The organism is Muricoccus pecuniae (assembly GCF_014199205.1).
GTDB classification, from domain to species: domain Bacteria; phylum Pseudomonadota; class Alphaproteobacteria; order Acetobacterales; family Acetobacteraceae; genus Roseomonas; species Roseomonas pecuniae.
Genome location: NZ_JACIJD010000018.1, coordinates 19,526 through 43,621, shown reverse-complemented (window position 1 = coordinate 43,621; position 24,096 = coordinate 19,526). Strand labels below are relative to the sequence as shown.

The following is a 24,096-nucleotide window of genomic DNA, read 5'->3' as shown; positions in this document are numbered from 1 at the left end:
AGCCAAGGAGACCGTTCCCATGCAGAGGCGCACCCTTCTCGCCGCCGCCGCCGTGGCGCCCGCTATCCTTCCTGCCATCGCCCGCGCCCAGGGCACGCAGAAGGCGACGCTGCGCCTGAAGTGGCTGGCGCAGACCCAGTTCGCCGGCTTCTACCTTGCCAAGGCACGCGGCTACTACGAGGCCGAGGGGATCGACCTGACCATCAACCCCGGCGGGCCGAACCTGCTGACCGAGAACCTGGTCGCCACGGGGGCGGACACCTTCGGCCTTTCCGGCGGCACCGACAGCGTCTTCGCGGCACGGGAGAAGAACCTGCCGGTGGTCTGCATCGGCGTGTCACACCAGCAAACGCCCTTCTTCTTCGTCACCCGCGCCGACGGCCCGATCAGGACGCTCCAGGACTTCAGGGGCAAGACCATCACCACGTGGTACACCGGCGCGAACTACGTGCTGCTGGGCATGCTGGCCAAGGCCGGGCTGAAGCCGGGCGACTTCACCATGCAACCGCAGCAGGTCTCGGTAACGCCCTTCGTGGAAGGGCAGATCGATGTGGTGACGGCCACCAAGTACAACGAGTTCTACACGCTGATGACGCGCATGGGCCGCGATAAGCTGCGCACCTTCGTGGCCGAGGAGCAGGGCATCACCTTTCCGCGCGACACGCTGATCGTGAACGAGACCACGGCGCGGCAGAAGCCGGAGATGGTGCGCGGCTTCCTTCGCGCCTCCATCAAGGGTTGGCGGGATGCACTGCGCGACCAGAAGGCGGGCGTGGATGCCGTGATGGCCGCCGCCCCCTCCCTCAACCGCGACCACCAGGAGTTCATGCTCGTCGAGGCCGGCAAGCTGATGACGGCCGGCGCGGCCGCCCAGCAGGGTCTGTTCTGGATCGACGAGGCTGCCATCCGCTCCGCCCACGACTTCCTGCGCGAGCACGAGGTCATCAAGCAGCCGATCGACCTGGCCAAGACCTATGACGGGAGCTTCCTGGCCGCCATTCCCGCCGCGGACCGGATGGCTTGAGCGCCAGCCTCTCCGCGCCGGCCATGCGCGCCACGGGCGTGTGGCGCCACACGGCACCCGTCCTGCTCGGCCTCGGGCGGCTGGTGCTCGGTCTGGCGATCGCGGCCGCGGTCTGGGAAGGGGCGGTGCTGGCCTTCGGCATCCGCCCGGAATACCTGCCTCGGCTGAGCGCCATTCTCTCCACCATCGCCGCCACGCCCGAGGCCTATGCCGCCGGCTTCCTGCGGACCCTGTTGGAGACGCTGCTCGGCTTCGCGGCCGGCGTGCTGGTGGGGGTGCTGAACGGCGTCCTGTTCCTCCGCGCGCCGGTGCTGCGGGATATGCTCTTCCCCATCTTCGTCGTGTCCCAGACCATTCCCGTCATCGCCTTCGGCGCGCTGGTCGTGCTGTGGTTCGGAAACACGCTGCTCGCGAAGGCGGTGATCGCCTTCTATCTCACCTTCTTCCCGGTCACGGTGAACACGCTGCTCGGCCTGCAATCGGTGGATCCCCGGCAGGTCGCGCTGTTGCGCAGCTTCGGCGCCAACGGCCGGCAGATCCTTTTCCGCCTGCTCCTGCCCACCGCCCTGCCGCAAATCTTCGTCGCGCTGCGCCTGGGCTCCTCCCTCAGCCTGGTGGGCGCCATCGTCGGCGAGTGGTTCGGCGACACCACGGGCCTCGGCGTGATCCTGCTGCAGGCCATGTACACCGAACAGGTGACGGTGATGTGGGCCGCCATTCTCTGCGCCGCGCTGCTGGGCACGGGCTTCTACGCCTTGGTGAGCCTGGCCGAGCGCTGGCTCGTCTTTTGGGGAGCCGAGCAGTGAGCCGCGCAGCCATGCGCGGCGTGCTCGGCGGCGTTCTGCTCATCCTGCTGTGGGAAGGCATGGCCCGGGGCTTCGCGCTGCCCTCCTATACCTTGCCGGCCGTGAGTGAGATCCTGGGCAGCATCTGGATCCAGCGCGCCAGCCTGATCTCCGGCGGCGCGACTACCCTGTTGGAAGCGGTCGTCGGCTACGGCCTCGGCACCACCATCGGAATAGGACTGGCGGTGCTCATCACCGTGCTTCCCTGGTCCCGCACGGCGCTCCTGCCCGTGGTAATGGCCGTGAACTCCGTGCCGGTCGCCGCCTATTCGCCGCTGGTGCTGCTGTGGTTCGGCATCGGCGTCTCATCCAAGATCGTCATGGTGACGCTGGCGGTGGGCTTCACCGTCTTCCTCAGCGCGCTCGCCGGCTTCGACCGGGTGGACCGCCGCTCGGTGGACCTGCTGCGAAGCTTCGGGGCAGGGCAGGCGGCGGTTCTCTGGCGATTGCGGCTTCCCGCCGCCCTGCCGCTCATCGCGGCGGGGATGCGGGTGGCGACCGTGCGAAGCCTGATCGTCGCGATCGTGACGGAGATGCTGGGCGCGAACAGCGGCCTGGGCTGGATCATTTACCAAGCCGTGGTTCAGATCGACTTCGTGCAGGTCTGGTCTGCCATCTTCGTGGCTTCGGCCATCAGCCTCGCATTCTTCGGGCTGATCGGCTGGATAGAGCGCAGGGTGATCTTCTGGCGATGACACGACAAATGCACCTGGGCCTGTTCCTGCTGGGAACGGGCAGCCATGTGGCGGGCTGGCGCTACCCCGGGGCGGTGGACAGCTTCCAGGACATGGCGGCGCTGCGAAGGATCGCGGAAACGGCCGAGCGCGGTCGCTTCGACATGATCTTCATGGGCGACAATCTCTATGCCGACCCGGCAGCCCATCCCTCCTACACGCTGCGGCTAGAGCCGCTGACCATGCTCTCGGCGCTGGCCGCGAGCACGACCCATATCGGCCTGGGCGCGACGGTGGCCACCACCTACAGCGATCCTTTCACGGTCGCGCGGGCCTTTGCCTCGCTGGATCATATCAGCGGCGGGCGCGCGGCCTGGAACGCGGTGACCGGCGCCAGCCCCGCGGCGGCGCCGAATTTCGGCAAGCTGCACCCCAACCATGCCGAGCGCTATGCCATCGCGCGGGAGTTCCTGCAGGTGGTGAAGGGGCTGTGGGACTGCTGGGCGGATGATGCCGTGGTGGCGGACCGCGCGACCGGCCTGTACATCGACCCGGCCAGGGTCCGCGCGCTGGACCATGAAGGGCCCCATTTCAAGGTAAAAGGGCCGGTCAACATCGGCCGTTCGCCACAGGGCCAGCCGGTGGTACTGCAGGCCGGCGGGTCCGAGCCGGGGCATGCCCTGGCGGCGGCGACCGCCGATGTTGTCTTCTCCGTGGTGCAGGATTTCGACGAAGCCCGCGCCCAGTACTCCTCTCTCAAGGCGCGCCTCCCGGCGCTGGGGCGTCGGCCGGAGGATGTCACGGTTCTGCCTGGTGTGATGCCAGTGGTCGGGCGCACGGACAGGGAAGCCTATGAGAAGCTTGCGGTGCTGCAGGGCTTCGTGGACGGCGACAACGCACGCCAGCTACTGAGCGACCGCTTCGGTGTCGATATGAGCGGCTACGACCTGGACGGGCCGATCCCGGATATCCCGCTGCCCGACACCTATCACAGCTTCGCCAGCGTCATGCTGAACAAGGCGAAGCGGGAAGGGATGACGCTGCGCGACATCTACAATCTGACGGCCGCGGCGCGGGGGCACTGGGTGCTCTGCGGCTCGGCGGAGCGGGTGGCCGACACCCTGGAGCAGTGGTTCACGAACGGCGCGGCGGACGGATTTAATGTGATGCCACCTTGGTTCCACGAGGGCTTCGACGATTTTGTCGATCTTGTCGTGCCGCTATTGCAGAAGCGCGGGCTGTTTCGGCAGGAGTATGCGGGAACGACGCTGCGTGAGAACCTGGGATTGCCGCGGCCGCAACGCGGTTGAGCGAAACCTGCAGGAGTATTGTTCTCCTGTGGTGGGTTCAGAGGTCAAGCACTCTGTTGCTCACCGCGTGGCAGTGTGACGGCCGGGCTCTGCCGCCCATGAGGGGCACCTCGAGATAGCTGTGAAAGCTTTGCCCAGAAAGGGCCCAACGATCTAGCTGCCGGTGGACAGCCCGTCCTCATGTTACCCCGCGGCAAAGTGTTGGCGGGCAGGAGCGGCACCTTCACCAGGCCGGGCCAGAAGCGCAGCCTGGCGTAGTCTATGTCTGCCCGGTCCACGGTCACGCGGTGGCTGAAGGTTCCACGCATGCCGTGCGGTAGGGCGGGGCGCCAAAGGTTAGCAGCGAGCAGACGCCCCAGCCCGGTTCATGCCCGAAGACGCCACATGCATCGGCGAATGGGAGATGGAGCTGGACATGCCGCGGCCCACCTCCAACTCCGTCAACCTCGCAGCGACAGCCGAACCGCCGGAAGAGTCGCCGCAACTGCGATCTGCATCCCAGGGCTTCACCGTGCGGCCATGCAGCGCACTGTCGGCTTGCCAGTCTGTGAATTCGGCGGGCGGCTTTGTCTGGCCAATCGCCACGGCGTCTGCCTCGTGCAGCCATACCAACGCTGCAACATCCCGCGCGGCGATGCTGTCATGCAGCGACGGCGAGCCCCAGCGCGTCGGCAGCCCAGCGACGCGCTGCGTTTTCTTTGCCATGATGGGCAGACCGCCACAGCGAGCCCATAAGCGCCGCAGGCTTGTCGAGGCGCCGCACCTGCTCGCGTGCCCGGTCCAGGTCGCGCATGATCGCGGCGTCCGGGCAAGAAGCGGGTCGCCCCATGCGCGCGAACGGGTGGAGGAGTCCGCGCCAGCAGATGCGCCTCTCGCGAACGGCGTGTGCGAGTGTGGAGGTCAATCAGAGAGCGGTATCGCTGTCGGACATTCGGTTCTCCCCCATGGTCCGACTATCGGTCCGCACCACGCTGGCGGCACCTCGATCGTCCTGCTCTTACCCAATGGCCCGCGGCGTGCGTGCCATCGCGCCCGTCCATCCGGAGAATCACGATGACCGAGTTGTTCCGCGCCCGCCTGGCCAGGGGCGAGAGGCTGTTCGCGCTGGCCGCCTGTGTGCTGCGTACCCCCGAGGTGGTGCTGGTTGCGCGCAGCGCCGGCTTCGACCTGCTGCTGATAGATCTGGAGCACACGCCCATCACCATCGGGGAGGCGGGCAACCTGGCTGTTGCCGCGCGCACCGCCGGCTTTCCTGCCCTGATCCGCGTGGGCGGCCCGCACCACCCGGACCTGGCCCGCGCGCTGGATGTGGGCGCGGAGGGCGTGGTGGTGCCGCATGTGGACACGCCTGAGGAGGCGGCACGCATCGTGGATCTCTGCCGCTTCGCACCCGTCGGCCGCCGTTCCCTGCCTGCGCCGCTGCCGCAGTTCGGCTACCGCATGCCCCCCGCGCCACGCTTCATGGCGGAGGCTGAGGCCGCCACCGTGATTATCCCGATGATCGAGAGCTGTGCGGGGCTGGAGGCGGCGGAGGCAATCGCCGCCACGCCCGGGCTGGACGCGCTGATGGTGGGCGCCAACGACTTGGCCGCCGATCTCGGCCTGCCCGGGAGGCTGGACCACCCGGAGGTGCAGGCCGCCTTCGCCCGCGTGGCAGCCGCGGCGCGGGCGCATGGGCTGCGCTTCGCGGTGATCGGCGTGCCGGAGCCGCTTCTGGGCACGCTGGGCTTCGGCCTCGGCGCCAGCCTGGTCGTCGCGACGAACGACATCAACCTGCTGGTGGACGGCGGCACGGCCTTGGCCGAGCGATTGAAGGCCCTGGTGGCCTGAGCCCGGCGCTCCCGGGGGGCGCGCTGGGAGCATTGGCCCGCCCTATAGCCCGGCCCCGTTTTCGAATTGACCCGCCCCTTGGGCACCGTGCCTCTCCCGGCCATCCTGCGCCCTGTCTCGCCAGTCGGGTCTTCTCAGGGGTTTGGGCGTCGGATGGATCTTCTCGCCGGCATCAAGGTCGTCAGCTTCAACCACTTCCTGGCGGGGCCGCTGGGTGCGCAGATCCTGGCGGATCTGGGCGCCGACGTGATCGCGCTAGAGCCGCCCGAGGGAGCGTTCCACCGCAACTGGGCGGTGGCGAACCATTTCGTGGGCGGGCAGAGCGTCAATTTCCTCTCTACCGGTCGCAACAAGCGTAGCCTCTCCGTGGACTTGAAGAGCACCGCCGGGCGCGAGGTCGTCGCGCGGCTGCTGCGCGAGGCCGACGTGGTGATGGAGAACTTCCGCCCGGGCACGATGGGGAAGCTCGGCCTCGACTACGAGACCCTGCGCGAGACGAACCCGCGCCTGATCTACGCGGCGGCCTATGGCTACGGCTCCTCCGGGCCCTACACGGACCGTCCCGGGCAGGACCTGCTGCTCCAGGCGCTTTCCGGCCTCGCGGCGCGCACCGGCCGCGCCGATGGCCCGCCCACGCCGGTGGGCGCGGTGGTGGTCGATCAGCACGCGGCGATGATCTACGCCATGGCCATCCTGGCAGCCCTCTTCGCGCGGGAACGCACGGGCAAGGGGCGTCTGGTGGAGGTGAATCTCTTCCAGGCCGCGCTGGACCTGCAGACGGAGGCGCTGACGGCCTGGATGAACGGCGCCCGGGCCGCCTCCCCGCGCGGGCCGGGTGGCATCGCGTCCTGGTTCAGCGGTGGGCCTTACGGCATCTACGCCACGGCGGACGGGCACCTCGCGCTCTCCATGTCCCCGCCCGGAAGCATCGGGCAGGCGCTGGAGGTGCCGGAGCTGGCGGCGATGGGCGAGAGCGACGCCTTCGCCCGGCGCGAAGACATCGCGCGCCTCGTCACCGAGCGCCTGAAGCAGCGCCCGACGGCCGAGTGGCTGCCGGGGCTGGAGAGGCAAAAGATCTGGCACGCGCCGATGCAGGACTACGGGGACCTGCAGGCCGACCCGCAGCTCCAACACCTCGGCGCCTTCATCACCACGGATGGCGCGACCGGCCATCCTGTCACCCTTGTCTCCCACCCCGCCCGCTATGACGGTGAGGTGCCGCGCGTGCGCCTTGTCCCCCAGCCCCTCGGCGCGCAGAGCCGTGATATCCTCGCGGAGCTCGGCTTCACGCCCGATGAAATGGAGACGATGAAGCGCGGTGGCGCTGTGAACTGGCCGGAAGCCTCCGCATGATCGATTTCGCCATCCCCGAGGATACGCGCCTCCTCACCGAGACCGTGCGCCGCTTCGTTGCACAGGAAGTGCAGCCGCTGGAGGCGGAGGTGGAGGCGCTGGGCGAGGTCCCGGCCGAGAAGCTGCGTGCCCTCAAGGCCAAGGCGCGGGAACTCGGCCTGTTCGCCATGAACATGCCGGAGGATGTGGGCGGCGGCGGGCTCTCCGTGCTGGAGATGTGCCTGGTCGAGGAGGAGCTGGGCAAGACCAGCGACGCCCTGATCCGCCGCGTCTTCGGCCAGGTCTATCCCATGCTGCTGGCCTGCAAGGGCGATCAGCGCGACAAGTACCTTCTGCCCACCGTGGCCGGCCAGAAGATTGTCGCCATGGCCATCACCGAGCCCGGCGCGGGATCGGACGCCGCCTCGATCAGCACCACCGCCCGGCTGGACGGCGAGGAGTGGGTGATCGACGGCACGAAGCACTACATCAGCGACGGCGACATCGCCGACTACACCATCGTCATGGCCGTGACGGACCGGGAGAAGCGCGCCCGCGGGGGTATTACCCTGTTCCTGGTGGACAAGTACGCGCCCGGCTTCACCGTGGCCCGCAAGCAGCCGATGATGGGCCACCGCGGCTATGGCCACGCGGAACTCGCCTTCAACGAGTGCCGCATCCCCAGGGACGCGATCCTCGGAGAACTTGGCGGCGGCTTCAGGCTCATCATGAGCAGCGTCTCCGGCATCCGCCTCGGCCATATCGGCGCCCGCTGCGTCGGCATGGCGCAGCGGGTGCTGGAGATGATGCGGACCCACGCGACGGAGCGTCGCCAGTTCGGGCAGGCGATCGGCGATTTCCAGATGGTGCAGGCCATGATCGCGGACAGCGCGGCCGAGATCTTCGCCGCCCGCATGATGGTGCTGAACACAGCCTGGGAGATCGACCAGGGGCGTGACCCCCGCGACAAGGTCTCCATGGTGAAGTTCTATGCATCCGAGATGCTGGGGCGCGTGGCGGATCGCGGCATCCAGCTCTTCGGCGGCGCCGGCTACAGCAAGGAGCTGCCGCTGGAGCGCATCGCGCGCGACGCCCGCGTCACCCGCATCTATGACGGAACATCGGAGATCCATCGCATGCTCGTCGCCCGCGGCGTGATGAAGAACGGGCTGTCCCTGTGAACGAGGTCGCGATCGGCACGCGGGTCGCCTTCCGCAAGACCCTCACCACGGCGGAGCAGGCGCTCTTCACCGGTATTTCCGGCAATCTCGGCGCCCTCTACGTGGACGCCAACCGCGCCAAGGCGGAGGGTGCGCCGGGGATGATCGCCTTCGAACTGGTGCTCGGAGGCCTCGCCACCACCTGCCTCTCCCGCATCGGCGGCCCGTCCCGCCGCATCGGCCGCATGGACCTGCGCTTCCTGGCTCCCGTGCCCGTGGGGAGCAGCGTGGAGGCGGTCGCCGAGGTGACGGCCGCTGAGAAGGGCGCCCTGACGCTGCGCCTCACCGGCACGCTGGACGGCTTCGGCGCGGTGATGGATGGCGAGGCCGAGCTTCTGCCCTTCCGCGCGGCGGCCTGACGCCATGTACGACCTGAAGCCCTTCGACAGCCTGAAGGTCGGCGATCGCGCGGTGATGACGAAGACCGTCACCGAGGCGGACGGCGCCCTCTACATCGCGGCCACCGGCGATTTCGGCCCGGTGCACGTGGATGACGGCTACGCGGCCGGCACCCGCTTCGGCAGGCGCCTGGCGCCCGGCATCATGGTGGCGGGCCTCTGCACCAGCGTGCTGACAGCGGAGTTGGCCGGCACCATCGGCGTCTCCATCGAGGACCGCTTCTGGTTCACCGGCCCCGTCTTTTATGGCGACACCCTGACGGTGGAGGTCTGGATCGCCGAGAGCCATCCGGACACCCGCACCATCGTGTGGGAGGGCAGCTGCAGCAACGAGGAGGGGCTGGAGGTGCTGAAGGCCCGCGCCACGCTGAAATATCCCCGCCCCAAGCCCGCACCGATGGCCGCATGAACGCCGAACCTTTTCATGGCATCTACGCCTCTATCATACTGCCCATGCAGGCCGACGGGGCGATCGACGAAGCCGGGCTGAAGGCGCATGTCCGCGCCGTGATGGCCTGCGACGGCATGCACGGCCTGCTCATCAACGGCCATGCCGGCGAGAACGCCTTCCTGACGCGCGACGAGCTGCGCCGCGTGGTGCGCCTCTGCCGCGAGGCGTCCGGCAAGGCGCCGATCGTGGCCGGCGTGATGGCGGAATCCAGCGCCATCGCTACCGCCCAGGCGCAGGAGGCGGCGGCCGAGGGCGCCGACGCCGTGATGGTCTTCGCCCCCTATTCCTGGGGCCTGGGCGTCGATCCCCGCGTGGTGCTGCGCCACCACCAGGCCATCCATGACGCCACCGACCTGCCCCTCTTCCTCTTCCAGGGCCATGTCCGCTCCGGCGGGCTGCACTTCCCGCCCACGCTGCTGAAGGAGCTGCTGGGCCTGCCGAAGCTGGTGGGCATCAAGGAGGGCAGCTGGGACTCCGCCGCCTACGACGAGACCCGCCGCCTGGTGGCGGCGATCCGGCCCGAGGTCGCCGTCATGGCCTCGGGCGACGAGCACCTCTTCGCCTGCTTCCTGGCGGGCTCCGCCGGCAGCCTCGTCAGCCTCGCCGCCGTCGTGCCGGAACTGGTCGTGGCGCTGGACAGGGCGGTGAGAGCAGAGGACCTGCCCGCCGCCCGCGCCCTGCACGAGCGCCTGGCGCCGCTTGCCAAGGCCATCTACGGCACCGCTCCGCCGGGCCTGGCCACGCCGCGCCTGAAAGCCTGCCTCCACATCCTCGGCCGCCTGCCCGTGCCGGTCTGCCGCGCGCCCCTGCCTGCGCTGGAAGCGACGGAGATGGACGCGCTGCGCGCCGCCCTGGCCCATGCGGGGGTGACACGGTGAGCGAGGCGCCCTGGCTGCACATCGTCCGGGTGGACGTGGATCCCGGGATCGAGGAGGAGTTCAACCGCTGGTACGTGGAGAACCACATCCCGGACTTGCTGGCCTGCCCTGGCTGGCTCTCCGCCCGCCGCTACACCGTGGATGACGGCGGTCCGCGCTACGCTGCGGTGTATGAGATCGCCGGCCCCTGGGTCTACGACACGCCGGAGTTCCACGCGGTGAAAGGTTTCATGCACCTCACCCCACACATCCGGAACTTCCAACGCCAAGTGCTCGCCCCACTCGGCAGCTGATCCGGCCCGTTTTCTGCTAACATCCCCCGGAACACCCCGGGGGATGCGGCATGCTGAATCTCCGCCAGCTCGAGATCCTGCGCGCCGTCATGCGGCTTCGCACGACCGTGGGCGCGGCGCGAGAGATCGGCATGTCGCAGCCCTCCGTCTCCAACGCGATCAAAAACATGGAATCCCACCTGGGTTTCCGCCTGTTCCACCGCGTGAACAACCGCCTGATCCCGACCGAGGAGGCCACCAGCCTCTTCCTCGATTCCGAGCCCCTTTTCCTCATGTTCCAGGGCATCCGGCAGAAGGCGGCGGATCTCCGCACCAGCCGCATCGGCCGCGTCCGCCTCACCACCACGGCCGAGCTGTCGGGATCCCTCGTTCCAGCCATCGTGCGGCGCTTCCTCCCGCACCACCCGCAGGTGGCCCTCTCCATCGAGACGCGGCCCATGATCGAGATGCTGGACGCGCTGGAGGCGGGCATCACCCATCTCGGCCTGGTGATGGAGCCCGACCCGCGCCCGGGCATCGAGACCCGCCCGCTCCGCCAGTTCGACATGGCCTGCGTCTTTCCCAGGGATAGCCCGCTGGCGGCGCTGCCCTCCATCACGCCCCAGGACCTGCAGGACACCGCCCTCATCGCCGCTCCCGCCGGCAGCCGCGTCCACAACCTCGTCGCGGACGCCTTCCGCCGCGCCAAGCAGCCCTTCGCGCCCTCCATCGAGGTGCGCTTCATGAACACCGGCGTCGGTCTGGTCGAGCAGGGCATCGGCGCCACGGTGGTGGACCCGCTGACCGCCGCCGCCGGCGCCGCGGAGCGCATCGCCATCCGCCCTTTCCGGCCTTCCATCCCCATCACTGTCCACGCGGTCCTGGCGAGGGACAAGCCGCCGTCGCGCCTCGTTCAGTCCTTTCTGCGCCATGCGGGGGAGGTGGTGCGGGAGGCATTCCCGGAAGTGCCGGCTTAGGGCAGGTCGGGCCAGGTTGGGGGCGTGCTGCTCGACCCCCTATTCGTCCGGCGCTTAGTCGCACCCCGTGTTCTGATAACGCGTCGCCTTCGGAGCGCGCCCGCATGGGCCCAGACTTGCATCGGCCCAAAGCGGCGTGACGCATCCCCTGTCACGGCGCGACGAACCGGAGACCCGACGATGCGATACCGCACGCGACTGAAGCTCGCGCTCGCCCTCCTCGCAGCCCCCTTGCTGCCCTTCGCCGCCGGCGAGGCGCGAGCCCAGTCCTGCACCCCGGTGGCGCCGGTTCAGCCGGGCCAGCTCGTCACGCCGGGCAAGCTGCAGCTGGCCATCAACCCCACCCTGCCGCCGCAGCAGTTCGTGGACAGCCGCGGCGAGCTGCAGGGCATCAACATCGAACTGGGGAAGGAGATTGCCAAGCGCCTCTGCCTGGAGCTGCAGTTCGTCCGCATGGACTTCCCGCCGATGATCCCGGCCCTGCAGGCCGGCCGCTTCGACGGTATCCACACCGCGATGTTCTGGACCGAGGAGCGTTCCAAGGTCGCCTTCATGGTGCCCTACGCGCAGCAGGCGATCAGCGTCGGCTTGCCGCCCAACAGCAGCCTGCAGGTCAGCACCCCGGACGATCTCTCCGGCAAGGCCGTGGTGATCGAGGTGAACACCTATCAGGAGCGCTGGCTCCGCTCGGTCAGCGATGACCTGTTGCGTCGCGGCAAGGCGCCTATCACCATCCGTGGCTTCGCCACCGCGACGGAGGCGATGACGGCGCTGCGCGCCGGCCAGGGCGATGCGGCCGCGCTGCTGGACTACATGGCCGTGGACATGACGAAGCGGAACATGATCCGCACCGTGCTGTTCCGGCTGGGCGGCGCCCCCAGCGCCATGGCCTTCCGCCAGCGCCCGGTAGCGGAAGCCGTGGCCGTCGCGCTTGAAGCCATGCGAAAGGATGGCACCTACGGCGCCCTGTTCGACCGCTACGGCCTGACGCCGCAGCCGGCGGACCAGCCCTTCGCCATCCGTGGCCCCGGCCCGGGTTGAGGCTGACCGGCCGGGCGGGCGACCGCCCGGCCGCTTCTCGTCAGGCGGCTTGGCGGAAGGCCAAGTCCAGCGCGCGCACGATGTCCCGCGCCATGGCATCCCGCTCGGCGGGCAGCGGCAGGCGTGGCGGGCGCGGGTTGCCGACGGGGGACCCCATGTGCCGCAGCAGCGCCTTGCTGCCGGCCACGTAGTACTGGCCGCCAACGAACTCGATCAGCGGCAGGTAGCGCAGGTAGAGGTCGCGCGCCTCGCGGATTTCCTCCTTGTCGGCCACCAGCTCGAAGAGGCGGGCGAGGGGGGCGGGCGCGATGTTGGACGCTACGGCCACCCAGCCCTGCGCGCCCTCGACGAAGGATTCGAAGCCGAGGATGCCGCCGAACACCGTCATCTTGTCGCCGCAGAGCCGGACGATGTCGCGCACCCGCGTCACCTCCAGCGTGGACTCCTTGATGTACAGGCAGTTCGGGATCTCGGCGATCCGCGCGACGAGCTGCGGCTTCAGGTCCACATTCGCCGTGGCCGGGTTGTTGTAGACCATGATCGGGATGCCGATGGCATCGCCGATCGTCTTGTAGTGGTGGACCAGCTCGTCATCCGTCGGCGTGGAATAGAAGGGTGGGATGATCATCACGCCATCCGCGCCCAGAGCTTCCGCGCGGCGGCTGAGGCGCACGGACTCGCGCGTGTCCTCCGCGCCCGTGCCGATGAGGACCGGCACGCGGCCGGCCGCTTGGCGGATCACCGTCTCCGCCAACGCCACGTGCTCATCGTCGGAGAGTGACAGGAACTCGCCGGTGGAACCCAGCGGGATCAGGCCGTGGATGCCCTGCTCGATCTGCCAGTCCACGAAGCGGCGCAGCGCCGGCAGGTCCAGCTCGCCCGTCTCGTCGAAAGGCGTGATCATCACCGTGTAGGTGCCGCGGAAGGTCTTCATCGTCATCGTCCTCAGGCCGCCATCTCGTTGGCGGGAAGCAGGCCGGCGGCGACCAGGGCGCGGCGGATTTCCTCCCGCTCCCCGGCCTCAATCGGCAGCAGCGGCGCGCGCGGCGCCGGGTTGGGCATCAGCCCCATCAGGTTCAGGGCGGTCTTCATGCGGTTGTGCATGTCCAGCGCCGGGCGGCGATAGAACACGCGCACGAGCGGGCGCAGGCGATCATTCGCGCGCCGGGCCGCCGCGAGGTCGCCGCGCGCCACCGCCTCGTGCATTTCGGTCAGGATGTCGGAGGCCACGCTGCCTATGCCGGAGAGGATGCCGTCCCCGCCCAGGGACAGGGAGGCGAGAAGCCAGGAGTTGTTGCTCGTCAGCATGCTGACCTTGCGGCCGCAGGCCTTCAGCACCTCCAGATTGTCCTCGTAGGAGGCGACGAGATCGCTGCCCTCCTTCACGGCGATGATGGATGGCACCTCGCGCAGCAGCCGCGCCAGCAACTCCGGCGTGTAGCCGAGGCCGGAGGGGCGGGAGAGCTGGAACAACACGATGGGTAGCGCTGCCGCCTCGGCGACGGCGTGGAACAAGCGCAGCATCATCTCCGGACGCGCCTCCGCGCCGCCGGCGAAGAGCAGGGGTGGGAAGAGCAGGATCGCGTCCGCCCCGGCTTCCTTCGCGTCGCGCGCCAAGTCACAGGCGGCGCGCGGGTCCTCCGCCACGATGCCGGCCACCACGCCCGTCGCATCCCCCGCCACCTCGCGCGCGACCTGCACCACCCCCTTGCGCTCCGTGCGGTCCAGCGAACTCGTCTCCCCGGCATGGCCGTTCACGACCAAGGCGCGCACGCCCCGCGTGGCGGCGAGATGCCGCAGATGGGCGCGCAGCGCCGCCTCGTCGATGGCGCCGTCCCGGTCGAAGGGGGTGAGGGAGGCAGGCCAGATGCCGCCGATGCCGGTCAGGTCCACGGGGTAGTCCCTTCGAAACTGCTGCAAACGTTTGCTGGTGCACTAAAACGGATCATGTGGCCCATCGTCAAAGGTAGTTTTCAGTTGTTTGCCGAAAAAATAGCCTTGCAGCCGCAAACGTTTGCGGAGCATGGTTCATGCATGCAAACGACGGTGACGCTTCGGGACGTCGCACGGGCCGCCAAGGTGTCGGTCAGCACGGCCTCGCGCGCCCTGGCCGGCGGCGGGCTGACCAGCCGCGCGACCGAAAACCGGCTGCAGCGCATCGCGGCCGAGCTGGGCTACCGCCCCAATACTCTCGCCCGCGGGCTCAAGACGCGCTCCACGCGCCTTGTCGGGCTGGTGGTGCACAACCTCACCAACGCCTCCTTCCGCGTGCTGGCGGAGGTGGTGCAGCGCCGCCTGCGGGCAGAGGGATACCAGGCGCTGCTCTGCATCACCGCCGATGATCCCGAGCAGGAGGCCGCGACGATCGAGACACTGGCCGACCAGCGCGTCGATGGCCTGATCATCTGCCCCACCGGCCGCAACGGCGCGCTCCTTGCCGCGCTGGAGGCGAGCGGCACGCCTGTGACATGCGTGGTGCGCCGCGATGAATCGGTGGAGCTGGAAACCGTGCTGGCCGCTGACCCGGAGGGCGCCTATGCCGGCACGCGCCATCTGCTCGACCTCGGTCACCGCCGCATCGGGCTGGTCGTCGGCCGGCAGGAGACGACCTCGGGCCGCGAGCGCCTTTCCGGCTATCGCCGCGCGCTGGAGGAGGCGGGGATCGCCTTCGACCCTTCCCTCGTCCATGCCGGGCGCTATGAGCCGGAAACGGGGCTGTCCGGCTGCCGCCAACTGCTGGACCGGGATAACCGGCCCACCGCCCTCTTCGTCGCCAACCACGAGTCCTCCCTCGGCGTCCTGCGTGGCTTGGCGGAGCGCGACATCGCCGTGCCCGACGACATCTCCCTCCTTTGCTACGAGGACGTGCCGGGCTTCGCCTGGCAGCGCCCCGCCATCAGCGTGGTGGACAGCGGCGCGAACGCCATGGCCGAGCTGGCCGCCGACCGCCTGCTGCAACGCCTTCGGCCCAATGCCGCCCCGCACGTCGCGACCGCCCGCGAGTACCGCATCGGGGCGCGGCTGATCCAACGCCAATCCTGCCGTCCGGTGGCCCACTGATGCCCTATGTTGAGATTCTCGCCCCACCGCTTCCGGCCGAGCGCCGCCAGAAGGTGGCCACCGCCGTTACAGACGGCCTCTGCGGTGCCTTCTCCGTCGGTCCGGAGACGGTGACGATCTACTTCCTGGATATCGCGCCCGGCGCCTATGCCCATGCCGGCGCAATGGGCGCGCTGCCGGAGGAGCAGCGCGTCCTCGTCAAGGTGCACGCCTATCGCCGCGGCGTCCCCGAGCGCCGCAGGGCCGCCGCCATCACGGGACCGCTGGCCGAGATCTACGGCATCACCGCCAAGGCTCTCGCCGTCTACTTCCTCGACCGCGCCAGGGACGAGGTGGCCCATGCCGGTCTCCTCTCCTCCGACGCCGAACCCGCCTGAGAATCCGATGCACCGCTTCTTCACCGAGGACCAGGCCGCCCTTCGCGAGACGGCCCGCCGCTTCGCCGAACGCGAGGTCCTGCCCCGCGCCGCCGTCATTGACCGCGAGGACCGCTTCGACCGCACCCTCTACAAGGGCATGGCGGAATTGGGCCTCTTCGGCGTGGCTCTGCGCGAGGAGGCCGGTGGCGCCGGCATGGGCGCGATCGGCGCCTGCATCGTGATGGAGGAGATCGCCCGCTGCTCAGGCGCGGTCGGCAACGCCTTCGCCATCCCGGTGGAGGCCGCGCTCTTCCTCGACCATCACGGCAACGAGCGGCACAAGGCGATGATCCCCGGCATTCTCGCCGGCGACATCATCCCCGCCACCGCCGTGACGGAGCCCGACCACGGCTCCGACGTCGCGGGCCTTCGCACCACGGCGAAGCGGGACGCGGAGGGATGGGTGCTGAACGGCACCAAGGCCTGGGTCACCTTTGGCAACGTCGTCGATGCCCTGATGGTCTTCGCCCGCAGTGGCGACCAGGGCGGGCACAAGGCCATCTCCTGCTTCCTGCTGGATGGGCATGCTCCCGGCATCCTCCGCGGGAAGAACGAGGAGCTGCTGGGGATGCACGGGCTGGAGGACTGCATGATCACGCTGGACGGCGTGCGGGCGCCCGCCGACGCCGTGGTCGGACCGGAGAACGGCGCCTTCAAGATGGCCATGGGCAACTTCAACTTCAGCCGGCTGATGATGTCTTCCATGGCGCTCGGCATGGCCCAAGCCGCGTTCGAGGACGCGATGGCTTATGCCAGGACGCGCAAGCAGTTCGGCACGGCCATCATCAACCACCAGGCGATCCAATTCATGATCGCTGACATGTCCACGGACATCGCGGCTGCCCGCATGCTGATCCACCACGCCGCCCGCCTGTATGACGCGGGCATGCCGATCGCGAAGGAAGCCGCGCAGGCCAAGCTCTTCACGACGGACATGGCGGTGAAGCACGTCTCCAACGCGCTCCAGATCCATGGCGGCAACGGCTACTCCCGCGAGTACCGGGTGGAGCGCCTGTTCCGCGACGTGCGGCTGGCCCAGATCTACGAGGGCACGAACCAGATCCAGCGCATGATCATCGCCCGCCAGGTCGAGAAGGAGACGGCCTGATGGGCGCGAACGCCCCGCGCCATATCTCGGCCGACGAGGCGGCCGCGCTGGTAAAGGACGGCGACTTTGTCATCGTCGGCGGCAATGGCGGCACCGGCACGCCGGAGGCGCTGATCGAGGCGGTGGAGCGCCGCTTCCTGGCCGGGCAGGGGCCGCACGACCTCACGTTGTTCCACGTGACGGGCATCGGCGCCATCCACGAGCACGGCCTGTGTCACTTCGGGCATAAGGGCCTCGTGCGCCGCGTCATCGGCGGCCATTACGGCCTCCAGGTGCCCTTCATGGCCCTGATCGACGGCAATCATATAGAGGCCTACAACTTTCCCCAGGGCGTGATGACCGGGCTATGCCGTGCCATGGCCTCGGGCCAGCCCGGCATCCTCACCCATGTCGGTATCGAGACCTACATGGACCCGCGCCAGGGTACGCCCGAGAGCGGCGGGCGCATGAACGCGCGCACGACCGAGCAGCTGGTGGAACATGTCTGCCTGCTGGACCGCGACTGGCTCTTCTACCGCGTCCCCGGCGCCCCGCGCGTCGCACTCATCCGCGGCACCACGGCGGACGAGGACGGCTACATTACGATGGAGCACGAGGCGACGACCCGGGAGGACCTCTCCATCGCGCAGGCCGTGCACAACACCGGCGGCACGGTGATCTGCCAAGTAAAACGCCTGGCGCGGCGAGGCAGCCTCAACCCGCACATGGTGAAGATCCCCGGCTTCCTCGTCGACTACATCGTGGTCGAGCCGGAGCAGATGCAGACCTTCGGCACGGCCTACGATCCCAGCCGAAGCGGCGAGACGCGCGTTCCCACCTCTTCCATCCTGCCGGACCCGATGAGCGAGCGGCGCGTGATGGCCCGCCGCGCCGCGCTGGAACTGCGCCCGGGCGACGTGGTGAATCTCGGCGTTGGCGTCTCCGCCATGATCCCGAACGTGGCGGCGGAGGAGGGGATCGAGGACCTGATCACGCTGACTGTGGAAGCCGGCGTGATCGGCGGCGTGCCCGGCCATGCCCGGGAATTCGGCACGGCGGTAAATCCGCGGGCGATCATCGACCAGGGCTACCAATTCGACTTCTATGACGGCGGCGGCCTCTCCGCGGCCTTCCTCTCCTTCGCAGAGGTGGACCCACAGGGCAACGTGAACGTCACGAAGTTCGGCAACCGCTTTGCCGGATCGGGCGGGTTCATCGACATCACCCAGAACACGCGCCGCCTTGTCTTCAGCGGCACGATGACGGGCGGTGGGCTGAAGATCGGCCTGGGCGATGGCGGCATCGCCATCGGTCAGGAAGGCCAGATGAAGAAGTTCGTGTCCGCCGTGGAGCAGATCAGCTTCAGCGGCCACCTGGCACGGGAGAAGGGCCAGGAGGTCACCTTCGTAACCGAGCGCGCCGTCTTTCAGCTGGAGAGGGAGGGGGTGGTCCTGACTGAGATCGCCCCCGGGGTCCGACTGCAGGAGGACGTGCTGGATCAGATGGAATTCCGGCCGCTGATCGCTCCGGCCGTGAAGCCCATGGATGCCCGCCTGTTCCGCCCCGGTCCCATGGCCCTGCGGGATGAGTTCCTGATGAAGGCCGCGCGGCCGAGGCATGCCGCATGACCGCCTCCGTTCCCGCCCCCACGAGCCTTTTCCTTGAGGACATCACCCTCGGCCAGGAGTGGCGAACCGGCACGCACATCGTGACCGCGGCGCAGATCGCCGCTTTCGCTGAGCTGACGCGAGACCATCACCCGCTGCACACGGACGAGGCGTACTGCCGGAGCCGCGGCTTTCCGACCGTGATCGCGCACGGACTGTTCGGCCTTTCTCTCATGGAAGGGCTGAAGACCGAGCTGCGGCTCTACGAGAGCACTTCCATCGCCTCCCTTGGCTGGGACAAGGTGCGCTTCCGCGCACCGGTCCTCGCCGGCGACGAGCTACACCTGCGCATGCATTTCATCGCGAAGCGTCCGTCCCGCAATCACGACCGTGGCGTGGTCACCGAGTTCCTGGAACTGGTGAACGCGCGTGGCGAGGTGGTGATCGACGCTGAGCACGTCTCGCTCATCCTCGCCCGGAGCGCCGCTGCCTGAGCGGAATGTGGGTCGAGGCATGGTTATTGCCACACGTCCTGATGCATCAAGGTGACCACCTCTCTCACCGGTCGAACAGGCACACTCAGCAACGGGAACCGTAAGATGACCATGCGACGTCTCCTCCTCGGCCTCGCCAGCGCCGCCCTACTCGGCGGGACGGCAGCCGCCCAGACCTGCACGCCCCGCGTGCCCGCCAGTAGCTTCGTCGAGGGCGGCAAATGGACCATGTCCATCAATCCCACCCTGCCGCCGCAGCAATTCGTGGACAGCAAAGGCGAGCTGCAGGGCTTGAACGTCGAGCTCGCCCGTGCCGCGGCGGCCAAGATGTGCGTGGAACCCGTGCTGATGCGTATGGACTTTCCGCCGATGATCCCGGGCCTGCGCGCTGGGCGCTTCGACACGATCAACACCGGCATGTTCTGGACCGAGGAGCGGTCCAACATGTTCTATCTCGTGCCTTACGCGCAGCAGGCCATCAGCATCTACACCCTGCCGAACAGTACGTTGGTCTTCGCGAAGTTCGACGATCTCTCAGGCCGCACCGTTGGCGTGGAGACCGGCACCTATAACGAGCGGAAGGCGCGCGAGGCGAATGCGGAAATGGTGGCGCGGGGCCTCAAGCCCGTGAACTTTCGCACTTTCTCGACAGCCAGCGAGACGGTGGCCGCCCTGCGTGCCGGCCAGCTCGAGGCCGCGATCAATATCGACGAGACGGCGAACGAGATGGTGAGCCGCGGCATCGCGAAAATTCATGTTCGCAGCCTGTTCGGCACCGATATCACCTTCGCCTTTCGCGACAAGCCATTGGCTGAGGCCTTCGCCGCCGCCCTGAACGAGCTGAAGGCCAACGGCACTTATGACCGCCTCTTCGACAAGTTCGGCATGACACGCCTGGCGAGCACCAGCTTCGCCATCCGTGGTAACGGCCCGAACTGAGCACCCGCTTTCAGCCAGGAGGATCAGGCCGATGTTCGACGTGAAGGCCTTCCTGTCCTACCTAACCAACGCCTACCTACTGGAAGGCGTGGCGGTGACGATCGGTCTGACGATCGTCACGATGATCGTCGGCCTGATCTTCGGCACCATGCTCGCGCTGATGCGTATGTCAAAGAACGCCGCGCTCTCGGGCGTGGCGGGCTTTTATGTGTGGGTCTTCCGTGGCACGCCGCTGCTGGTGCAGCTCGTCCTCATCTACACCGGCCTGCCGCAGATCGGCGTCAAACTGGGTGTGCTGGCCTCGGCCCTCCTCGCGCTCAGCCTGAACGAGGCCGCCTACCTCTCGGAGACCATCCGGGCTGGCTTCAACGGTATCCCCAAGGGGCAGACGGAGGCCGCCAAGGCCCTCGGCCTGTCCCGCTGGAAGACACTGCGGCTCGTCCTCATGCCTCAGGTTGCGCGCCTTATCATCCCGCCGCTGGGCAACTCGCTGAACGGCCTGCTCAAGGCTACCTCACTCGCCTCCGTTATCTCGCTGGATGAGTTGATGCGTCGTAGCCAGGTGCTGATGCAGGAGAAGTTCGAGGTGCTGGAACTCTACTGCGTGGCCGCTGTCTACTACCTCGTGCTCACAACGTTGTGGAATCTCGTCCAGGTCCGGCTGGAGCGCCATTACGGCCGCGGCTACGCCGAGGTCAGCCGCGCCGCGATGCCGGTCCAGCCCAGGGCCGTCGAGGCAGTATGATATGCATCGTTGCTTAAATGAAAAAATTCCGCTTGCGACTCGAGAATCATAAGGGTGTGTGAGAGGACAAGCAGGATGAACTTGCGCCATTGGGGGCACTGGCAAGTTGCTCGACGCGAACACACGTTCGGTCGCATCGCGTGGGGTGGGGCAGGATCAAGCAGCCGCTTTGGCAAAGGTTTTCTGCTCCAGATCAGCAAGGCCTTGGTCCGAGCGCGCTGGTGCTTGGGTCGTGCCCCTGGGGGTGGTCTAGGAGTAGGCCGCTTCAGGAGGAGCAGTCACCGCGGTGATCTTCGGTAGGGCCTGGGTTGTCGAGACCTACAACCCTAACCTCGGACTGCCACGATGACCGATGACGAGCTTGCCCTTCGCGAGCTACTGGAGAGCAGCGGCCGGTCGCTGATGCAGTCGCCCCGAACCTCCCCAATCGCCAGTTCGCCACGTCCGAGCCGAACAGGGTCCGGCTGGCCGACGTCCCCCACATACCCACCGGCATACCCATCAACATCACCACCGGCGAGGGCTGGCCGCACCTCGCCGTCGTGCTCGACCTTCTCTCGCGCAAGGCCGTCGGCTGGGCCATGCTCGAAACCATGGCCCAGGCGCTGACGCTCGCAGCCCGTCGGATGGCGATCACCAACCGCAAACCAGGGCCTGGACTGCTGCACCATGCGGGCCGCGGCAGCCACTACGTACCCTTCCGCCGAGTGCCGCCTTTTGTGAGTGGTGATGTTCGCTGACCTTAGTGACGCTCGTAAGGGCGACGCTAAGGACGGGGGCGGGATGGAGATCATCACCGGGGTGGAGCGGCGTCGTCGCTGGCGTGCCGAGGACAAGTTGCGCGTGCTGGCTGAGGCGGCACAGCCCGGAGCGCGGACGTCGGAGGTGGCCCGGAGGCACGACATCAGCCGTGGGCTTCTGTGGTATTGGCGGCGGCAGCTGCGGCAAGGGCGGCTGACGGCACCTCACGCGCCCGAGCCGCTGTTTCTGCCGGTGCAGGTGAGCGATGCGGCGGCGTCCGCGCCCGTGGCGCCCACGGCGGCGACGGACCCGCGGATCGAGATCGCGCTGCCGGACGGCACCCTCGTGCGGGTAGGGGCTGACGTGGACGCGGCGGCGCTGCGACGCGTGCTGTCGGTGCTGCGGCGGTGATCCCGGTTCCCGCTGGTGTGCGGGTCTGGCTGGCGGTGGGCCACACGGACATGCGACGCGGCATGAACGGCTTGGCACTGCAGGTGCAGGAGGCGCTCGGGCGCGACCCGCATGCCGGTGACCTCTACGTGTTCCGCGGCAAGCGCGGCGACCTGGTCAAGATCCTCTGGCACGACGGGCTCGGCATGTCCCTCTACGCCAAGCGGCTGGAGCGGGGACGCTTCCTGTGGCCCGCGCCCGTGGATGGCGCCGTGGCCATCTCCTCCTCTCAGCTGGCCTACATGTTGGACGGGATCGACTGGCGGAACCCGCAGCACACCTACCGACCGCAGGCTGCTGGCTGATCCTGTCAGGACAGGGGTGATTGGACTGGCGGTGGGTTCCGCCGTCTGATTCACTCCCCCCATGACGCCCGCGCCGGACCCTGCCGACGACGTCGAGGCGCTCCGGGCGGCTCTGGCCGCGGAGCGCGAGGCGCGCATCGCCGCCGAGGCGCGCGCGATGGGGGCGGAGACCCGTGCCACGGGTGCCGAGGCGATGATCGCGCACCTCAAGCTGGTCATCGCCCAGCTGCGCCACGACAAGTTCGGCGCCTCCTCCGAGCGCGGCCGCGAGCTCATCGACCAGCTGGAACTGGAACTCGGCGACCTCGTCGCGACCGTCGCCGAGGAGGCGACCCGGGCCGAGGGCCAGGGTGGGGAACGGCCCGGGGCGCCACCGCCCCGCAAGCCGGTCCGGGGTCCTCTGCCCGCCCACCTGCCACGCGAGCGGGTGGTGATCCCGTCGCCCACCGCCTGTCCCTGCTGCGGGGGAGCGCTCTCCAAGCTGGGCGAGGACGTCACCGAGACGCTGGAGGTGGTGCCCCGGTCGTGGAAGGTGGTCCAGACCGTGCGGGAGCGGTTCAGCTGCCGCTCCTGCGAGACCATCACCCAGCCGCCCGCGCCGTTCCATCCCATCGCCCGTGGGCGCGCGGGGCCCAACCTCCTGGCCATGGTCCTGGAAGCCAAGTTTGGCCAGCATCTGCCGCTCAACCGCCAGAGCGAGACCTACGCCCGCGAGGGGGTGGAGCTGAGTGTCTCCACCCTCGCCGACTGGGTCGGCACCGCGGCCGCGGTCCTCTCGCCCCTCCACGCCCTCATCGCGGCCCATGTCCTGGCCGCCGAGCGCCTGCACGGGGACGACACCACTGTCCCGCTGCTCGCCCGCGGCAAGACGGTCACGGCCCGCCTCTGGACCTATGTCCGGGACGACCGGCCCTTTGCCGGACCGGCCCCGCCGGCCGCCCTGTTCCACTTCTCCCGCGACCGCACGGCCGAGCACCCCAGGCGGCACATGGCCACCTACACAGCCATCCTGCAGGCGGACGCCTATGCCGGGTTCGGCGAGCTCTACCGCCCCGACCGCAAGCCAGGGCCGATTACCGAGGCCGCGTGCTGGTCACACTTTCGCAGGAAAGCCTTCGAGCTGGCCGAGGTCGCCCGCGCACCTCTCGCGGCCGAGGCGGTGCGGCGCATCGACCGCGTGTTCGACGCCGAGCGCGAGGTGAATGGCCGCCCCGCCGCGGAGCGCCTAGCCCACCGCACCGCCGTCGTGGCCCCGCTGATCGCCGACCTCCACGCCTGGATGCTCGAGACCAGGGCCAGGCTGTCCCGCCACAACGCCCTAGCCAAGGCGCTGGACTACGCCCTCAAGCGCTGGGAGGCATTCACCGGGTTCCTCGACGACGGCCGGATCTGCCTGACCAACAACGCCGCCGAACGCGCCCTCCGCGGCGTCGCCCTCGGCCGCAAGGCCTGGCTGTTCGCAGGCAGTAACCGCGGCGGCGAGCGGGCTGCCGCCATGTACTCACTCATCACCACCGCCAAGCTGAACGGCATCGACCCCAGGGCCTGGCTCGCCGACGTCCTCGCCCGCATCGCCGACCACCCCGCCTCCAAGCTCGATCAGCTCCTGCCGTGGAACTGGGCGCCAAAGGCCATGCCAATCTCAGCCGCCGCCTGATCGTCAACCGCGGTACTCGCCGGATGGGTACGTCACTACACGGCTCGCGACCACCGCCGCCTGCTCGCCAGGAACGGCATGCTCCGCTCCATGGGCCGGAACGGCGATTGCTGGGACAATGTCCCCACGGAAAGCTTCTTCGGCAACTCGAACGGAGGAAGATCAGACTGCCTCGCTCAGCGTAGCTGAACCTTGGACGGCTGAGGGGATTTTCTAGGATGACCGGGCGACAGCGCCGATCAGCGGAAATGGCCTGGGCTGTGACAAAACCGATGGGCTCTGGCTCCGAGTTGTTGCAGCGGCAGCATGCGGACCCGTAGCAGGCGATGCGCACGCCATC

28 protein-coding genes are annotated in these 24,096 nt (G+C 68.6%); 24 read left to right on the top strand and 4 right to left on the bottom strand.

Features of this window, described 5'->3' with window-relative positions:
- Positions 1 to 19: 19 nt before the first annotated feature.
- From FHS87_RS17385 to FHS87_RS17370, 4 genes are read left to right on the top strand one after another with little or no spacing between them, the layout of a single operon-like run.
- A complete protein-coding gene (locus tag FHS87_RS17385; protein ID WP_184520660.1) occupies positions 20 to 1,024 on the top strand; it encodes an ABC transporter substrate-binding protein in 1,005 nt (334 codons plus the stop codon).
- Positions 1,021 to 1,830, top strand: a complete 810-nt coding sequence (locus FHS87_RS17380) for an ABC transporter permease (RefSeq protein ID WP_221300052.1) — start codon at positions 1,021 to 1,023, stop codon at positions 1,828 to 1,830. Before FHS87_RS17385 ends, FHS87_RS17380 begins: the two co-directional genes overlap by 4 nt.
- Positions 1,827 to 2,564 carry an ABC transporter permease gene (locus FHS87_RS17375; protein ID WP_221300050.1) on the top strand — a complete coding sequence of 246 codons (738 nt, stop codon included), beginning with the start codon at positions 1,827 to 1,829 and terminating at the stop codon, positions 2,562 to 2,564. The genes FHS87_RS17380 and FHS87_RS17375 overlap by 4 nt, the downstream gene beginning before the upstream one ends.
- Before the next feature lie 8 nt (positions 2,565 to 2,572).
- On the top strand, positions 2,573 to 3,853 hold the full coding sequence (locus tag FHS87_RS17370; RefSeq protein ID WP_246418498.1) for an LLM class flavin-dependent oxidoreductase: 1,281 nt from the start codon (positions 2,573 to 2,575) through the stop codon (positions 3,851 to 3,853).
- 336 nt (positions 3,854 to 4,189) lie between these two features.
- Here the strand turns inward: FHS87_RS17370 and FHS87_RS24630 are convergent, their stop codons facing one another.
- On the bottom strand, positions 4,190 to 4,558 hold the full coding sequence (locus FHS87_RS24630) for an amidase family protein (RefSeq protein WP_184520658.1): 369 nt from the start codon (positions 4,556 to 4,558) through the stop codon (positions 4,190 to 4,192).
- Positions 4,494 to 4,646, bottom strand: coding sequence for a hypothetical protein (locus FHS87_RS17360; protein WP_184520703.1), 153 nt, complete (start codon positions 4,644 to 4,646; stop codon positions 4,494 to 4,496). The genes FHS87_RS24630 and FHS87_RS17360 overlap by 65 nt, the downstream gene beginning before the upstream one ends.
- A 260-nt stretch (positions 4,647 to 4,906) precedes the next feature.
- On the opposite strand from FHS87_RS17360, the gene FHS87_RS17355 reads away from it, so the two are divergent.
- From FHS87_RS17355 to FHS87_RS17315, 9 genes are all read left to right on the top strand, one after another.
- Positions 4,907 to 5,683 (top strand): HpcH/HpaI aldolase family protein, encoded by a 777-nt coding sequence (locus tag FHS87_RS17355; RefSeq protein ID WP_221300048.1) that lies wholly within the window; start codon positions 4,907 to 4,909, stop codon positions 5,681 to 5,683.
- Positions 5,684 to 5,836: 153 nt separating this feature from the next.
- The gene (locus tag FHS87_RS17350; protein WP_184520657.1) at positions 5,837 to 7,036 is read left to right on the top strand and encodes a CaiB/BaiF CoA transferase family protein; all 1,200 of its coding nucleotides are present in this window, start codon (positions 5,837 to 5,839) and stop codon (positions 7,034 to 7,036) included.
- On the top strand, positions 7,033 to 8,196 hold the full coding sequence (locus FHS87_RS17345; RefSeq protein WP_184520656.1) for an acyl-CoA dehydrogenase family protein: 1,164 nt from the start codon (positions 7,033 to 7,035) through the stop codon (positions 8,194 to 8,196). Before FHS87_RS17350 ends, FHS87_RS17345 begins: the two co-directional genes overlap by 4 nt.
- Positions 8,193 to 8,594, top strand: coding sequence for a MaoC family dehydratase (locus FHS87_RS17340; protein WP_184520655.1), 402 nt, complete (start codon positions 8,193 to 8,195; stop codon positions 8,592 to 8,594). The genes FHS87_RS17345 and FHS87_RS17340 overlap by 4 nt, the downstream gene beginning before the upstream one ends.
- 4 nt (positions 8,595 to 8,598) lie before the next feature.
- Positions 8,599 to 9,042 (top strand): MaoC family dehydratase, encoded by a 444-nt coding sequence (locus tag FHS87_RS17335; protein WP_184520654.1) that lies wholly within the window; start codon positions 8,599 to 8,601, stop codon positions 9,040 to 9,042.
- Positions 9,039 to 9,962, top strand: a complete 924-nt coding sequence (locus tag FHS87_RS17330; protein ID WP_184520653.1) for a dihydrodipicolinate synthase family protein — start codon at positions 9,039 to 9,041, stop codon at positions 9,960 to 9,962. The genes FHS87_RS17335 and FHS87_RS17330 overlap by 4 nt, the downstream gene beginning before the upstream one ends.
- Positions 9,959 to 10,255 carry a DUF4286 family protein gene (locus tag FHS87_RS17325; RefSeq protein WP_184520652.1) on the top strand — a complete coding sequence of 99 codons (297 nt, stop codon included), beginning with the start codon at positions 9,959 to 9,961 and terminating at the stop codon, positions 10,253 to 10,255. The genes FHS87_RS17330 and FHS87_RS17325 overlap by 4 nt, the downstream gene beginning before the upstream one ends.
- 50 nt (positions 10,256 to 10,305) lie before the next feature.
- Complete coding sequence (locus tag FHS87_RS17320; protein ID WP_184520651.1) at positions 10,306 to 11,211, top strand: LysR family transcriptional regulator; 906 nt, start codon at positions 10,306 to 10,308, stop codon at positions 11,209 to 11,211.
- A gap of 180 nt (positions 11,212 to 11,391) precedes the next feature.
- Positions 11,392 to 12,252: a transporter substrate-binding domain-containing protein gene (locus tag FHS87_RS17315; RefSeq protein ID WP_184520650.1), complete on the top strand. Its 861-nt coding sequence runs from the start codon at positions 11,392 to 11,394 to the stop codon at positions 12,250 to 12,252.
- Between the two features lie 40 nt (positions 12,253 to 12,292).
- Here FHS87_RS17315 and FHS87_RS17310 read toward each other — a convergent pair whose 3' ends face one another.
- Together FHS87_RS17310 and FHS87_RS17305 are read right to left on the bottom strand one after the other, a co-directional pair.
- Positions 12,293 to 13,186 (bottom strand): dihydrodipicolinate synthase family protein, encoded by an 894-nt coding sequence (locus FHS87_RS17310; protein WP_221300046.1) that lies wholly within the window; start codon positions 13,184 to 13,186, stop codon positions 12,293 to 12,295.
- A gap of 11 nt (positions 13,187 to 13,197) precedes the next feature.
- Positions 13,198 to 14,145 (bottom strand): dihydrodipicolinate synthase family protein, encoded by a 948-nt coding sequence (locus tag FHS87_RS17305; protein ID WP_184520648.1) that lies wholly within the window; start codon positions 14,143 to 14,145, stop codon positions 13,198 to 13,200.
- 141 nt (positions 14,146 to 14,286) lie between these two features.
- Between FHS87_RS17305 and FHS87_RS17300 the strand changes: the two genes are divergently transcribed.
- From FHS87_RS17300 to tnpC, 11 genes are all read left to right on the top strand, one after another.
- Positions 14,287 to 15,312, top strand: coding sequence for a LacI family DNA-binding transcriptional regulator (locus FHS87_RS17300; protein ID WP_184520647.1), 1,026 nt, complete (start codon positions 14,287 to 14,289; stop codon positions 15,310 to 15,312).
- Entirely contained in the window at positions 15,312 to 15,689 is a 378-nt protein-coding gene (locus tag FHS87_RS17295; RefSeq protein WP_184520646.1) for a tautomerase family protein, read from the top strand. The genes FHS87_RS17300 and FHS87_RS17295 overlap by 1 nt, the downstream gene beginning before the upstream one ends.
- A 7-nt stretch (positions 15,690 to 15,696) precedes the next feature.
- Complete coding sequence (locus FHS87_RS17290; protein WP_184520645.1) at positions 15,697 to 16,839, top strand: acyl-CoA dehydrogenase family protein; 1,143 nt, start codon at positions 15,697 to 15,699, stop codon at positions 16,837 to 16,839.
- Complete coding sequence (locus FHS87_RS17285; protein WP_184520644.1) at positions 16,839 to 18,446, top strand: acyl CoA:acetate/3-ketoacid CoA transferase; 1,608 nt, start codon at positions 16,839 to 16,841, stop codon at positions 18,444 to 18,446. The genes FHS87_RS17290 and FHS87_RS17285 overlap by 1 nt, the downstream gene beginning before the upstream one ends.
- Complete coding sequence (locus FHS87_RS17280) at positions 18,443 to 18,919, top strand: MaoC family dehydratase (protein ID WP_184520643.1); 477 nt, start codon at positions 18,443 to 18,445, stop codon at positions 18,917 to 18,919. The genes FHS87_RS17285 and FHS87_RS17280 overlap by 4 nt, the downstream gene beginning before the upstream one ends.
- Before the next feature lie 105 nt (positions 18,920 to 19,024).
- Positions 19,025 to 19,858: an ABC transporter substrate-binding protein gene (locus tag FHS87_RS17275; RefSeq protein WP_184520642.1), complete on the top strand. Its 834-nt coding sequence runs from the start codon at positions 19,025 to 19,027 to the stop codon at positions 19,856 to 19,858.
- Positions 19,859 to 19,889: 31 nt separating this feature from the next.
- On the top strand, positions 19,890 to 20,603 hold the full coding sequence (locus FHS87_RS17270; RefSeq protein ID WP_184520641.1) for an amino acid ABC transporter permease: 714 nt from the start codon (positions 19,890 to 19,892) through the stop codon (positions 20,601 to 20,603).
- A 464-nt stretch (positions 20,604 to 21,067) separates the two neighbouring features.
- The gene (locus FHS87_RS17265) at positions 21,068 to 21,343 is read left to right on the top strand and encodes a DDE-type integrase/transposase/recombinase (RefSeq protein WP_376766442.1); all 276 of its coding nucleotides are present in this window, start codon (positions 21,068 to 21,070) and stop codon (positions 21,341 to 21,343) included.
- Positions 21,344 to 21,386: 43 nt separating this feature from the next.
- Positions 21,387 to 21,755: an IS66-like element accessory protein TnpA gene (tnpA, locus tag FHS87_RS17260; RefSeq protein WP_184520639.1), complete on the top strand. Its 369-nt coding sequence runs from the start codon at positions 21,387 to 21,389 to the stop codon at positions 21,753 to 21,755.
- A complete protein-coding gene (gene tnpB, locus FHS87_RS17255; protein ID WP_184520638.1) occupies positions 21,752 to 22,099 on the top strand; it encodes an IS66 family insertion sequence element accessory protein TnpB in 348 nt (115 codons plus the stop codon). The genes tnpA and tnpB overlap by 4 nt, the downstream gene beginning before the upstream one ends.
- Before the next feature lie 61 nt (positions 22,100 to 22,160).
- A complete protein-coding gene (gene tnpC / locus FHS87_RS17250) occupies positions 22,161 to 23,756 on the top strand; it encodes an IS66 family transposase (RefSeq protein WP_184520637.1) in 1,596 nt (531 codons plus the stop codon).
- The last annotated feature ends 340 nt before the right edge of the window (positions 23,757 to 24,096 follow it).

Coding starts and splice junctions, on each gene's coding strand:
- FHS87_RS17290 (WP_184520645.1), top strand. CDS start 15,697: ATGCACCGCTTCTTCACCGAGGACCAGGCCGCCCTTCGCGAGACGGCC.
- FHS87_RS17285 (WP_184520644.1), top strand. CDS start 16,839: ATGGGCGCGAACGCCCCGCGCCATATCTCGGCCGACGAGGCGGCCGCG.
- FHS87_RS17330 (WP_184520653.1), top strand. CDS start 9,039: ATGAACGCCGAACCTTTTCATGGCATCTACGCCTCTATCATACTGCCC.
- FHS87_RS17320 (WP_184520651.1), top strand. CDS start 10,306: ATGCTGAATCTCCGCCAGCTCGAGATCCTGCGCGCCGTCATGCGGCTT.
- FHS87_RS17385 (WP_184520660.1), top strand. CDS start 20: ATGCAGAGGCGCACCCTTCTCGCCGCCGCCGCCGTGGCGCCCGCTATC.
- FHS87_RS17280 (WP_184520643.1), top strand. CDS start 18,443: ATGACCGCCTCCGTTCCCGCCCCCACGAGCCTTTTCCTTGAGGACATC.
- FHS87_RS17310 (WP_221300046.1), bottom strand. CDS start 13,186: ATGAAGACCTTCCGCGGCACCTACACGGTGATGATCACGCCTTTCGAC.
- FHS87_RS17335 (WP_184520654.1), top strand. CDS start 8,599: ATGTACGACCTGAAGCCCTTCGACAGCCTGAAGGTCGGCGATCGCGCG.
- FHS87_RS17370 (WP_246418498.1), top strand. CDS start 2,573: ATGCACCTGGGCCTGTTCCTGCTGGGAACGGGCAGCCATGTGGCGGGC.
- FHS87_RS17350 (WP_184520657.1), top strand. CDS start 5,837: ATGGATCTTCTCGCCGGCATCAAGGTCGTCAGCTTCAACCACTTCCTG.
- FHS87_RS17360 (WP_184520703.1), bottom strand. CDS start 4,646: ATGCGCGACCTGGACCGGGCACGCGAGCAGGTGCGGCGCCTCGACAAG.
- FHS87_RS24630 (WP_184520658.1), bottom strand. CDS start 4,558: ATGGCAAAGAAAACGCAGCGCGTCGCTGGGCTGCCGACGCGCTGGGGC.
- FHS87_RS17300 (WP_184520647.1), top strand. CDS start 14,287: ATGCAAACGACGGTGACGCTTCGGGACGTCGCACGGGCCGCCAAGGTG.
- tnpA (WP_184520639.1), top strand. CDS start 21,387: ATGGAGATCATCACCGGGGTGGAGCGGCGTCGTCGCTGGCGTGCCGAG.
- tnpC (WP_184520637.1), top strand. CDS start 22,161: ATGACGCCCGCGCCGGACCCTGCCGACGACGTCGAGGCGCTCCGGGCG.
- FHS87_RS17270 (WP_184520641.1), top strand. CDS start 19,890: ATGTTCGACGTGAAGGCCTTCCTGTCCTACCTAACCAACGCCTACCTA.
- FHS87_RS17315 (WP_184520650.1), top strand. CDS start 11,392: ATGCGATACCGCACGCGACTGAAGCTCGCGCTCGCCCTCCTCGCAGCC.
- FHS87_RS17355 (WP_221300048.1), top strand. CDS start 4,907: ATGACCGAGTTGTTCCGCGCCCGCCTGGCCAGGGGCGAGAGGCTGTTC.
- FHS87_RS17275 (WP_184520642.1), top strand. CDS start 19,025: ATGACCATGCGACGTCTCCTCCTCGGCCTCGCCAGCGCCGCCCTACTC.
- FHS87_RS17345 (WP_184520656.1), top strand. CDS start 7,033: ATGATCGATTTCGCCATCCCCGAGGATACGCGCCTCCTCACCGAGACC.
- FHS87_RS17295 (WP_184520646.1), top strand. CDS start 15,312: ATGCCCTATGTTGAGATTCTCGCCCCACCGCTTCCGGCCGAGCGCCGC.